Annotated in this window: 9 protein-coding genes; 1 reads left to right on the top strand and 8 read right to left on the bottom strand. The window is 65.3% G+C overall.

What is annotated here, in order from left to right; genetic code table 11:
• From rpsP to EOA49_RS14460, 5 genes are all read right to left on the bottom strand, one after another.
• A partial coding sequence (rpsP, locus tag EOA49_RS14485) for a 30S ribosomal protein S16 (RefSeq protein ID WP_127243211.1) occupies positions 1 to 333 on the bottom strand: 333 nt, incomplete at its 3' end.
• 107 nt (positions 334 to 440) lie between these two features.
• On the bottom strand, positions 441 to 767 hold the full coding sequence (locus EOA49_RS14480; RefSeq protein ID WP_066991680.1) for a chorismate mutase: 327 nt from the start codon (positions 765 to 767) through the stop codon (positions 441 to 443).
• Positions 768 to 775: 8 nt separating this feature from the next.
• Positions 776 to 2,365, bottom strand: coding sequence for a signal recognition particle protein (ffh, locus tag EOA49_RS14475; RefSeq protein WP_127243210.1), 1,590 nt, complete (start codon positions 2,363 to 2,365; stop codon positions 776 to 778).
• A gap of 385 nt (positions 2,366 to 2,750) precedes the next feature.
• Positions 2,751 to 3,692 carry a glycosyltransferase gene (locus EOA49_RS14465; protein WP_127241898.1) on the bottom strand — a complete coding sequence of 314 codons (942 nt, stop codon included), beginning with the start codon at positions 3,690 to 3,692 and terminating at the stop codon, positions 2,751 to 2,753.
• A gap of 67 nt (positions 3,693 to 3,759) precedes the next feature.
• Positions 3,760 to 4,701 (bottom strand): CPBP family intramembrane glutamic endopeptidase, encoded by a 942-nt coding sequence (locus EOA49_RS14460; RefSeq protein WP_095799601.1) that lies wholly within the window; start codon positions 4,699 to 4,701, stop codon positions 3,760 to 3,762.
• Between the two features lie 258 nt (positions 4,702 to 4,959).
• Here EOA49_RS14460 and EOA49_RS14455 point away from each other — a divergent pair, with 258 nt between their 5' ends.
• Positions 4,960 to 6,024: a TraB/GumN family protein gene (locus EOA49_RS14455; protein ID WP_067324628.1), complete on the top strand. Its 1,065-nt coding sequence runs from the start codon at positions 4,960 to 4,962 to the stop codon at positions 6,022 to 6,024.
• Positions 6,025 to 6,569: 545 nt separating this feature from the next.
• Here EOA49_RS14455 and lpdA read toward each other — a convergent pair.
• The 3 genes from lpdA to EOA49_RS14435 are packed head-to-tail and all read right to left on the bottom strand — an operon-like array spanning position 6,570 to position 9,175.
• On the bottom strand, positions 6,570 to 7,976 hold the full coding sequence (gene lpdA / locus EOA49_RS14445) for a dihydrolipoyl dehydrogenase (RefSeq protein ID WP_095799604.1): 1,407 nt from the start codon (positions 7,974 to 7,976) through the stop codon (positions 6,570 to 6,572).
• 24 nt (positions 7,977 to 8,000) lie between these two features.
• Entirely contained in the window at positions 8,001 to 8,756 is a 756-nt protein-coding gene (locus EOA49_RS14440; RefSeq protein ID WP_067323632.1) for an SDR family oxidoreductase, read from the bottom strand.
• The gene (locus EOA49_RS14435) at positions 8,753 to 9,175 is read right to left on the bottom strand and encodes a hypothetical protein (RefSeq protein ID WP_245460657.1); all 423 of its coding nucleotides are present in this window, start codon (positions 9,173 to 9,175) and stop codon (positions 8,753 to 8,755) included. The genes EOA49_RS14440 and EOA49_RS14435 overlap by 4 nt, the downstream gene beginning before the upstream one ends.
• Positions 9,176 to 9,280 lie beyond the last annotated feature (105 nt).

The raw sequence follows: 9,280 nt of genomic DNA, 5'->3' as shown, positions 1-9,280 counted from the left end.
TTCCTGGGCCTTCTTCAGCAGGGCTGCGCGCTCCTGCGCCTTCTTGCCTGGCAGGGCCTTGTTCGGGTTGGAGCGGGCCGGACGCTTGGCGATGCCGGCCTCGTCCAGGAAGCGCAGCACGCGGTCGGTCGGCTGGGCGCCGTGCGAGAGCCAGTGCTTGACGCGGTCGGCATCGACCTTCACGCGTTCGCCGTCCTTCGGCAGCAGCGGGTTCCACGACCCGAGCGCCTCGATGAAACGGCCGTCGCGCGGCGAACGGGCGTCGGCGACGACGACGTGGTAATAGGGACGCTTCTTCGAGCCCGCACGGGCCAGTCTGATCTTCAGTGCCATTCTTTATCTCCTAACAAGCTCTGAGTTCGTTGATTGGGTTGCGGCTTTGGCCTTGTGCAAGTCGTAATCCCAAGACCGCTGCGCAGTTTGGGCGACATACACCAGCTTCAGCCGGTTTTCGTCACGCCGTTGTTAGCGGCGATCTGTTCGTGATGCCGGATGACTTCGCGGATGACGAAGTTCAGAAATTTCTCCGCAAAATCCGGATCGAGATGCGCATCCTTCGCCAGTTGGCGCAGGCGGGCGATCTGCTGCTGCTCGCGCGCCGGGTCGGCTGGCGGCAGGCCATGCTCGGCCTTCAGCACGCCGACCGCCTTGGTGCAGCGGAAGCGCTCAGCCAGCATATGAATGAGGGCGGCGTCGATGTTGTCGATCGAAGCGCGGTAGCCCGCCAGAACGGCGCGTGCCTCGGCCATATCCTTCTCCTCGTTCATCGCCCCCCTCACTTCTTCTTGCCAAGGCCAGGCAGCCCGCCGCCGCCGAGACCGGGAAGGCCCGGCAGTTTCATGCCGCCGGGCAGGCCCGGCAACCCGCCGCCGGGAAGTCCGCCGGGCAGCCCGCCCGGCAGGCCTTTGCCGAGACCGGCAGCCTGGGCCTGCTTCTGCAAGGCCTCCAGCTGCTTCGGGTCCATCTTGGAAAGGTCGGCCATGCCGCCGCCGGGCATCATGCCGCCAAGGCCCATCTTCGAGGCAAGGCCGCCCATCATGCCGCGCATCATGCCGCCGCCTTTGCCCTTGCCGCCCATCGCCTTCATCATGTCGGCCATGCCGCGATGCATCTTCAAGAGCTTGTTGATCTCGGCCGCGTCGGTGCCGGAGCCGGCGGCGATGCGCTTCTTGCGCGAGTGCTTCAAGATATCGGGGTTGGCGCGCTCGGCCTTGGTCATCGAGGAGATGATGGCGAGCTGCCGGCGGAACATCTTGTCGTCGAAGCCGGCCGCGGCGAGCTGGTCCTTCATCTTGCCCATGCCGGGCATCATGCCCATGATGCCGCCCATGCCGCCCATTTTCGACATCTGCTGAAGCTGCGCGGCAAGGTCGTTCAGGTCGAACTTGCCCGACTGCATCTTCTTGGCCATCGCCGCCGCCTGCTCGGCGTCGATGGTCTCGGCGGCCTTCTCGACCAGCGAGACGATGTCGCCCATGCCGAGGATGCGGTCGGCGATGCGCTTGGGGTGGAATTCCTCCAGCCCGTCCATCTTTTCGCCGGTGCCGATCAGCTTGATCGGCTTGCCGGTGACGGCGCGCATCGAAAGCGCGGCGCCGCCGCGGCCGTCGCCGTCCATGCGGGTCAGCACCAGGCCGGTGATGCCGACGCGCTCGTCGAAGCTTTTCGCTAGGTTGACGGCGTCCTGGCCGGTCAGCGAGTCGGCGACCAGCAGGATTTCGTGCGGCGACGACACCTTCTTGATGTCGGCCATCTCGACCATCAGCGGCTCGTCGATATGGGTGCGGCCGGCGGTGTCGAGGATGACGACGTCGTGGCCGCCGAGCTTTGCCGCCTGCACGGCGCGCTTGGCGATATCGACCGGGCTTTGGCCGGCGATGATCGGCAGCGTGGCGACCTTGGTCTGCTCGCCGAGCTGGAGCAGCTGCTCCTGCGCGGCCGGACGCCGCGTGTCGAGCGAGGCCATCAGAATTTTCTTGTTCTGACGCTCGGTAAGGCGCTTGGCGATTTTGGCCGAGGTCGTCGTCTTGCCGGAACCCTGCAGGCCGACCATCATGACGACGACGGGCGCGGGCGCGTTGAGGTCGATAGCGACGCCCTCGGCACCGAGCATATCGACCAGCTCGTCATGGACGATCTTGACGACCATCTGTCCGGGCTTGATCGACTTCAGCACCGCGGCGCCGACCGCCTTCTCGCGCACCTTGTCGGTGAAAGAGCGAACCACCTCGAGCGCCACATCGGCCTCAAGCAGTGCCCGGCGCACCTCGCGCAACGCCGCAGAGACGTCCGCCTCCGACAGCGCACCGCGGCCGGTCAGGCCGTTCAGGATGGAGCCAAGGCGCTCTTGCAGGGACTCAAACATTGATCAGACCGCCGTGCGAGAGCGCCTTGGATTCATGCCGATCGCTGTCGGGCCTGCGGCCCTCCACGCCTCTTGTGCGCTCCTGCAGTGATTCAAACATCTTGCTTCCTTCGATCTCGGTTCATTCGACCCGAGAGGTAGTGCGTTCGCGCCGGGTCGCCAAGCCAAAGCGCAAAGCCAAAAAGCACCCGGGGGCGCATCGCGCTGCCGGGTGTTGGCCTCCAGGATCGGTTTACAGCTCTCGCCTCAAAGAGGCTTCGGCGTCCTGGTCGGCTTTCGCGGAGAGGGTCTCGTCGCGGAATTCGTGCGCGTCTAGACAGGAAATCGGCGGCGGAGTCAAGGCTGGGGTCGTTTTGAAGAGCAAGACACCGCGCCCAAAGGGGGTTCAGGGCAGCTTTTCGCCGTCCAGGATGCGCGTATAGAGATCGAGATAGCCGTTTGCCGTCTTGGCGATGGGAAATCGCGCGGCGGCGGATGCACGGCACTGCTCAGGGGACAAGCCGGCGATGTCGGCCAAGGCCTTGGCGAACTCGGCATCGGTGTCGAAGAGGCGACCGGTGGCGCCGTCGACGATTTCGGGCAGCGCGCCGCGCCGTGTCGTCAACACCGGCGTGCCGCAGAGCATCGCTTCGACCGGCGCCATGCCGAACGGCTCTTCCCAGGCGATCGGGTTGAGAAAAGCTCTGGCTTCTCCCAGCAGGCGCAGCTTCTCGTCGCCGTCGACGACGCCGTGGTAGCGGAAGCGGCGGCCGAGGCTCTTGAAGAAGACACCCTGGCGTCGAACCTTGGTGCGCTGCAGGAGCTGCCAGCGCGAGCCGCCGGCGATATCGAGCTGGAAATCGAAGGCACGGGCGAGATCGACAGCCCGGTTGAGGTTCTTGCCGGCGCGGGCGATGCCGGCCAGAAACAGGAGCCTGCCCGTCTTGCGGGCGGACAGCCGATAGGCGTCGACCGGAAAGCCGTTGTGGACGAAGGTTTCCCGCCCATGGTTGCGCGCATGGCTGGCGCTGACGAAGTTCCAGTTTGGCCTGTTTTGCGTGAATTTCGGGTCGAAGCCGTGCATCGTATAGAGCGCCGGTCGCGAAATCTCGATGTACCAGCCATTGAAATGCACGATGTCGGTGTCGGCCGGGATCGCAGCGCGGCATTCAGCGGCCGAAGAGGCCTGCCGCACTTCGCACAGCGGATGGCTCGAGCCGCGACCGGCGATCAGGACCACCTTGTGGCCGAGACGCGAAAGCTCTGTTGCCAGCCAGTCGACCTGCCGCTCAGTGCCGCCATAGCCTTTGCAGGGAATGGTGCGTTCCGCCACCAGCGTGATGCGCATCAGGCGAGCCCGTCGGTTTTCTGGTTGACCACGGTTTGATCAAGAAACCGGCTTCCGCTTTTTTGGATCATGGCTCGTCCGGCCCGACCTTCAGGGGTGAGCGGCGATGCAGAAGCAGGAGCATCGTCAGCAGCGTGCTTACGATGCCGATCGCGGCGATGAGAACGGCGTCCCAATTGGTCCAGCCGGGGCCTTCCAGCGGCTTGGCGTTGAACAGGGCGAAGGAATTGTAGCTCTGCTGGTGCGAGATCAGCAGGAAGCCGATCAGATTGTTGCCGAGATGGGCGCCGAATGCAGCGCCGAGATTGCCGGTCACATAGACCAGCAGCGTCAGCAGCAGCGCGAAGGCGGCGATCGAGACCAGCACGCTGGCATTGATGGCAAGCGTCGAGGCCGGGCTCCAATGCAACGCGGTGAACAGAAGCCCCGGCAGCGCGGCCCAGATCAGCGGGCTGCCAAAGCGGCTGGCGAGGCCACGCAGCAGATAGCCACGGAACAGAGCCTCCTCCGATGAGGTCTGCAGAAAGGCGAGCGGCACGATCGCGAGAAGCAAGAGCAGCCAGGACGAGAACGCGATCGATCCGCGGACGATCTCCGGCTGCAGCCAATAGAGCAGCACCTCGGAGAACAAGGAGGTTGTCAGAACCGCGACCAGGCCTTTGAGAAACCCGCCGCGCGAGATGCGGCGGTCTGGGCCGATCAGCGCCGAGAGCGGCTCGCCATGAACGAAACGCATCGCGGCCCAAAGACCGATCCAGATGCCGGCAAAGGACGCCAGCGCGGTGAGGATGCCGGCGGGAGAGGCAAGGAAATCCTGGATCGGCTGTCCGGTCGCCGGGCCCGGGAGGCGCAAGACGATGAAGGCGGCGGTGCCGGCGACGAGCACGACCAGCGTCACGGCGAGCCAGAAGAGAACGACGATCGCCGTTCCGAGCAGGAGCCGGAGCAGGGTGGTTTTCTCGTTCGGCGAGCGCCGGTAGCGCTCGAAGGCGGCGTTGTCAATGATCACACGGGGTCCCCTGCCGGGCGCTTTACGGTCGCATGATCTAGGGGATCGGCGTTTTCGGCGCAATCTCTCCCGTCAGATCCAGCAACCAGTTGGGCCGCTCGACCGCGGGGATCATCGAAACTGGCGGCAGATCAGCCACGGCCTTCCATCGGCGCAGGGCCACCCGTCTAACGCTGCCGCCGGGAATCCGAGCCGGTCGACAACAATTTCGGCTCTCGATTAACCGTTTTGCCGCTTTTTGCCCTTAAGAAGCTTGCCATGAAACGCGTTATCGCCATCGCCGACCGCGCGGCCCTCGTCTCGTTGAAGCTGCTCGCAGCGCTCAACCTGCTGTTTTTCCTTTCGTTCCTGCTCGTGCTGCTGCTGGCCGGCCGCGCGCATGCCGAAGCGCCCGCCTGCGGCGGCAGCGACCTGCTGGCGGGTCTTGCAAAGAGCGATCCCGCCGCCTTCAAGAAGGTCGAGACCGAAGCCGCCGCCGTTCCAAACGGCCGGGGGCTGTTGTGGAAGCTCGAGAAACCAGGCGAGGAGCCGTCCTATCTCTTCGGCACCATGCACATGACGGACGCGCGCGTCACCACGCTGCCTGCCGCGGCCCAAAAAGCCTATGAAGGCGCCGACACCATCATCATCGAAACCACCGACGCCCTCGACAAGGCCAAGATGATGGCCGCCATGGCCGCCGAGCCTGGCCTGATGATGTTCACGGACAACACGACGCTGTCCTCGCTGCTGTCGCCCGAGGATGCGGCAGTACTGAACAAGGGGCTCGATGCACGCGGCATTCCGCCTCTGACGGTGGCCAAGATGAAGCCGTGGATCCTGTCGGCCATGGTGGCGCTGCCGGCCTGCGAGGTGGCGCGCCAGAGCGCCGGCGCGCCGGTGCTGGACGTCAAGCTGGCCGCCGACGCCAAAGCGTCCGGCAAGGACGTCGAGGGGTTGGAAACCGCCGTCGACCAACTGCGCGCCATGGCTTCGCTGCCGCTCGCCTACCACATGAAGGGGTTGGTCGAGACGCTGAAGCTCGGCGACAAGGTGAACGACGTCAACGAAACCATGATCGTGCTCTACCAACGCGGCGAGGTCGGCATGTTCTGGCCGCTGTTTCGCACCGTGCTGCCCGACACGGCGGACGACCAGGCCGGCTATGCCGCCTTTGAGCAGACCATGATCACCAGCCGCAACAAGGTCATGGTCGCGCATGCCATGCCGATTCTGGCCAGGGGCAATGCCTTCATGGCGGTCGGCGCGCTGCATCTGCCCGGCCCTGACGGACTGGTCGAAGATTTCCGCAAAGCGGGGTATAGTGTTACCGCCGTCAACTGAGTCGTCTGGCGGCTGGGGAGCGGAAAATGCCGGTTTTTCAGCGCTTTCCGTCCGCCTGCGTGAAACCCATTAGGGGATCCGCGCGTTGATGGCTGCTATTTGATGCCTTTCATTCCAAGGAGGACACGTTTCATGGCGAACCCTAACGACCCCTACACCCCGTCGAGCACGCCGCCCTCGAGGGGCGGTGGTGGCGGCAGCGGGTGGCTGATCGCCCTAGTTGTCATTATCCTGGCCATTGTTGCGTATTATGTTTTTGGCAGAACCGGTGGCGAGCACGCCCCCGCGACTTCCGAGCCGCCGGCCGCGACGACGCCGGCCCCGGCGCCTGCAACGCCTGAACCTGCGCCCGCAACGCCTGCTCCAGCTCCGACGCCAGCCCCGGCACCCGCGCCCACTCCGACGCCTGCCCCGGCTCCGGCACCTGCGCCGTCTCCGTGATCAGGCTATAGCTCCACGACGAACGGCCCGCCGAAAGGCGGGCCGTTTTTGTTTAACTACACCTTTGCCATCCTCGGGCGTTCGGCGCCGGCCGTGACGAGCACCTAAATATGGATCGGCTTGAAGAACGTGGCCAGCGCCGCTTCCTTGACCGCCTCCGACATGGTCGGGTGGGCATGGCAGGTGCGGGCGAGGTCTTCCGAGGAGCCGCCGAACTCCATCAGCACCGCCGCCTCGTGGATCATCTCGCCGGCGCCGAAGCCGACGATATGAACGCCGAGCACGCGGTCGCTCGCCTTGTCGGCGAGGATCTTCACGAAGCCGTCGGTGTGCAGCATGGCCCGCGCGCGGCCATTGGCGCTGAAAGGGAACTTGCCGACCTTGTAGTCGATGCCGGCCTTTTTCAGCTCCTCTTCGGTCTTGCCGACCGAGGCGATTTCGGGACTGGTGTAGACGACGCTCGGGATAACGTCGTAGTTCACATGACCGGCCTGGCCGGCGATCGTCTCGGCTACCGCCACGCCCTCGTCCTCGGCCTTGTGCGCCAGCATCGGCCCGGCAATGACGTCGCCGATGGCATAGATGCCGGGCACGTTGGTCCTCAGATGCCCGTCGGACTTGACCCGGCCGCGCTCGTCCATCTCGACGCCGGCTTCTTTCAATCCAAGGCTGTCGGCATAGGGGCGGCGTCCGGTCGCGACCAGCACGACATCGGCCTCGATCGTTTCCGCCGCGCCGCCCTTGACCGGCTCGAACGTCACGCTGGCGCCCTTCTTGGATTTGGCGACGCCGGTGACCTTGGCGCCGAGCTTGAACTCGAAGCCCTGCTTGGACAGCAGCCGCTGGAATTGCTTCGAGACCTCGCCATCCATGCCGCCGAGGATGGTGTCGAGGAACTCGACAACCGTGACCTTGGCGCCGAGCCTGGCCCAGACCGAGCCGAGCTCGAGCCCGATGACGCCGCCGCCGACCACCACAAGACTGCCCGGCACCTTGGCCAGCGACAGCGCGCCGGTCGAGGACACGATCACCTTCTCGTCGAAGTCGACCTTGACACCCGGAATGCCGGCGACGTCGGAACCGGTGGCGATGACGATGTTCTTGGTCTCGATCTCCTCGACCTTGCCGCCCTCGCCGGTGACCGACACCTTGCCGGCGCCGATCACCTTGCCGGTGCCGCGGAACGAGTCGATCTTGTTCTTCTTGAAGAGAAAAGCGACGCCGTTGACGTTGGAGGCCACGGTCGCATCCTTGTGCGCCAGCATCTTCTTCAGATTGAGTTTTGGCGCGCCGACCTCGATGCCGAGCATATCGAAGGCATGACCGGCTTCGGCGAACATCTCGGAGGCGTGGAGCAGGGCTTTCGACGGGATGCAGCCGATATTGAGGCAGGTGCCGCCGAAGGTGGCGTTCTTCTCGACCACCGCTGTCTTCAGGCCGAGCTGTGCCGCCTTGATGGCGCAGACATAGCCGCCCGGTCCCGATCCGATGATTACGACGTCATAAGCCATGATGGTGTCCTTCTGGTCTGGCCTTCAGCGGCCGCCGCTCACATTCAGGATCGCGCCCGTTATATAGGAGGCCGCGTCCGACAAAAGGTAGAGAACCGCGCTCGCGACCTCGTCGGCCGTGCCCGCGCGCTTCAGCGGCAGCAGATCCTGCATCCGCGCCACGCGCTCGGGCTGGCCGCCGGAGGCATGGATGTCGGTTTCGGTGATGCCTGGACTGACGGCATTGACGCGGATGCCTTCCAGCGCCACCTCGCGCGCCAGACCAACGGTCAGCGTGTCGATCGCGCCCTTGGAAGCGGCGTAGTCGACATATTCGCCGGGCGAGCCCAGTCGTGCCGCCGCCGAGGACAGATTGACGATGGCGCCGCCCTTGCCGCAGTGACGGGTCGACATGCGCTTGACGGCCTCGCGGGCGCAGAGGAAGGAGCCGACGACGTTGATGCGCATCATGCGCTCGATCCGCTCGGCGCTCATCTCATCGACACGCGCCTTGACGTCGACGATGCCGGCATTGTTGACGAAGGCGTCGAGCCGGCCGAAGGCCCGGTCCACCGCCTCGAACATCGCCACCACATCGGCCTCGTTGCCGACATCGCCCCTGACCGCGAAGGCCTCGCCGCCCGCGGCTTCGAGCTCGGCGACGAGCGCCTCGGCGGCGGCCCGGTTGGAGACATAGTTGATCGCCACCCCATAGCCTGCCCGACTGGCCTGCCGGCATATGGCAGCGCCGATGCCGCGGCTGCCGCCGGTGACCAGCAGCGTCTTCTTGTCGGCATTCATTCCTGGCAGCCTTTCAGGGCAAAGACGTCCCACGGTACTTTTGAGAAGCCCGCCGGACCATAAGCGGCTGACATTTCGAGCGACGGTCCGAGATCGGGAAAGATCAGGCTCTTCGGCGCATCCGCGCCCTCGGCCGGCAGCAGACCCACGACGCCCTTCTCATCGGCGCTATAGACCACGCCTTCCCAGACCGTGCAGGCGGCGAGCTCCTCGCCGGTGACGTCGCCGGTCGGGCATTTGTACATCAGCGAGCCGTGCGGCCGCCCGGCGGAGCCCTCGGTCCACATGGCGATGCCATCGAGCACGGTATTGTTGTCGAGTATCATGCGGAATGTGTTGGCGATCGTCGCCGAGGTACCCGTCGGGCTGAAATCGATCTCGGCGCCGCTTTTCGCCTCGCCATAGGCGGCAAGCTGGATCGGGCAAGCGGCCTGGGCATCGGCTGCTACGAGAGCCGCACCGGCGGCAAGCGCGACCGGCCTCGCGGTGCTGAGCCAACGGGCCTTCACTCGCCGCCCCGCCCG

Origin of the sequence: Mesorhizobium sp. M1A.F.Ca.IN.020.04.1.1 (assembly GCF_003997315.1) — a bacterium.
Lineage (GTDB): Bacteria > Pseudomonadota > Alphaproteobacteria > Rhizobiales > Rhizobiaceae > Mesorhizobium.
Note: the sequence above shows the minus strand (reverse complement) of the source record. Positions and strands in the feature narration are given on the sequence as shown.

What these genes read in the sequence shown, in the direction of transcription:
- EOA49_RS14480 (WP_066991680.1), bottom strand. Translation starts at nt 767, where the DNA reads ATGAACGAGGAGAAGGATATGGCCGAGGCACGCGCCGTTCTGGCGGGC.
- lpdA (WP_095799604.1), bottom strand. Translation starts at nt 7,976, where the DNA reads ATGGCTTATGACGTCGTAATCATCGGATCGGGACCGGGCGGCTATGTC.
- EOA49_RS14465 (WP_127241898.1), bottom strand. Translation starts at nt 3,692, where the DNA reads ATGCGCATCACGCTGGTGGCGGAACGCACCATTCCCTGCAAAGGCTAT.
- EOA49_RS14455 (WP_067324628.1), top strand. Translation starts at nt 4,960, where the DNA reads ATGAAACGCGTTATCGCCATCGCCGACCGCGCGGCCCTCGTCTCGTTG.
- ffh (WP_127243210.1), bottom strand. Translation starts at nt 2,365, where the DNA reads ATGTTTGAGTCCCTGCAAGAGCGCCTTGGCTCCATCCTGAACGGCCTG.
- EOA49_RS14440 (WP_067323632.1), bottom strand. Translation starts at nt 8,756, where the DNA reads ATGAATGCCGACAAGAAGACGCTGCTGGTCACCGGCGGCAGCCGCGGC.